The following is a 1,451-nucleotide window of genomic DNA, read 5'->3' as shown; positions in this document are numbered from 1 at the left end:
CGCCGCTGAACAGTCCGCTGACGCCGCGTTGGGTGTCCTGTCCCACTTTCGTGTCCAGTTCTACGACTGCCTCTACACCCGGGCGGATGCGCTCTTCGAGCTCACCGACGCGGTGCTGTGCTCGGACGGCCCGGTGACGTCACTGGTCGAGTTGACGCTCACGGCCGAGCACCGGCGCGGGCACGGAGCGATGTACGACGCCATCAACCACGGCTGGCTGGAGCCACGCCGCCTGCGCAGGCTCCTTGCCTCCACGCCGCTGCCCCGTGCCGCCGACGGACGGATCGTGCTCGCGGTGGACGTGAGCAACTGGCTGCGACCCGACGCCCCCACCAGCCCGGAGTTGCTGTTCTGCCACGTCTATGGGCGGGGCCGCAGCGCGGACCAGTTCATCCCCGGCTGGCCCTACTCCTTCGTCGCCGCACTGGAAACGGGACGCACGTCCTGGACGGCCGTGCTGGACGCGATCCGACTGGGGCCCTCCGACGACGCCACCGCGGTGACCGCGACCCAGCTGCGCGAGGTGGTCACCCGGCTGGTGCACGCCGGGCAGTGGCGACCGGGCGACGCGGACATCCTCGTCGTCATGGACACCGGCTACGACGTCACCCGCCTCGCCTACGTCCTGGCCGACCTGCCTGTCGAGCTGGTCGGCCGGCTGCGCTCGGACCGGGTCATGCTCCGGGATGCCGGCCCGCGCCGCTCCACCCCGCGTGGCGGACAGCCCCGCAAGCACGGCGGCGTCCTCACCTTCTCCAAGCCGGAGTCCTGGCACACCCCCGACCAGGCCACGACGTGCGACACCACCCGCTACGGCACGGCCGAAGCCCTCGCCTGGGACCGGATGCACCCCCGATTGCAGGCCCGTGGCCCCTGGCTCGACCACTGCGGTGAACTCCCTCTGATCCACGGCACGTTGATCCGGCTGAAGGTCGAGTACCTGCCCGGTGACCGCGACCCGAAGCCGGTGTGGCTGTGGTCCTCACGCACCGGGATGACCGGCGCAGACGTCGATGTGCGCTGGCAGGCGTTCCTCCGCAGATTCGATCTTGAACACACCTTCCGGCTGTTCAAACAGACCCTGGGCTGGACCGTGCCGAAGGTCCGCGATCCGCACACGGCCGACCTGTGGACGTGGCTGATCATCGCCGCCCACACCCAACTTCGCCTCGCCCGGCCACTCGCCGAGGACCTGCGCCGGCCCTGGGAACAGCCCACCGAGCCACGTCGGCTCACCCCCGCCCGAGTCCGCCGGGGGTTCCGCCACCTCCGCGTGAAGACCGCCCGTCCCGCCAGCGTGCCCAAACACTCCCGGCCCGGACCAGGACGCCCACCCGGCTCGAAGAACCGCAGGCCAGCCCCACGTCACGAGCCGGGAAAGACCGTGAAACGAATCGAAACCCTCACCGAACATGTCCGCCTGAAACAGCAGCGAGGTTAATGATCAAGCT

1 protein-coding gene is annotated in these 1,451 nt (G+C 70.0%); it reads left to right on the top strand.

Going from position 1 to position 1,451, the window contains the following annotated elements; all coding sequences use genetic code 11:
* The first annotated feature begins 28 nt into the window (after positions 1 to 28).
* The gene (locus ACWC2T_RS46025) at positions 29 to 1,441 is read left to right on the top strand and encodes an NF041680 family putative transposase (protein WP_450676244.1); all 1,413 of its coding nucleotides are present in this window, start codon (positions 29 to 31) and stop codon (positions 1,439 to 1,441) included.
* Positions 1,442 to 1,451: the final 10 nt, after the last annotated feature.

This window comes from Streptomyces sp. NPDC001393 (assembly GCF_053597455.1).
This window is presented reverse-complemented; position numbering and strand designations above follow the sequence as displayed.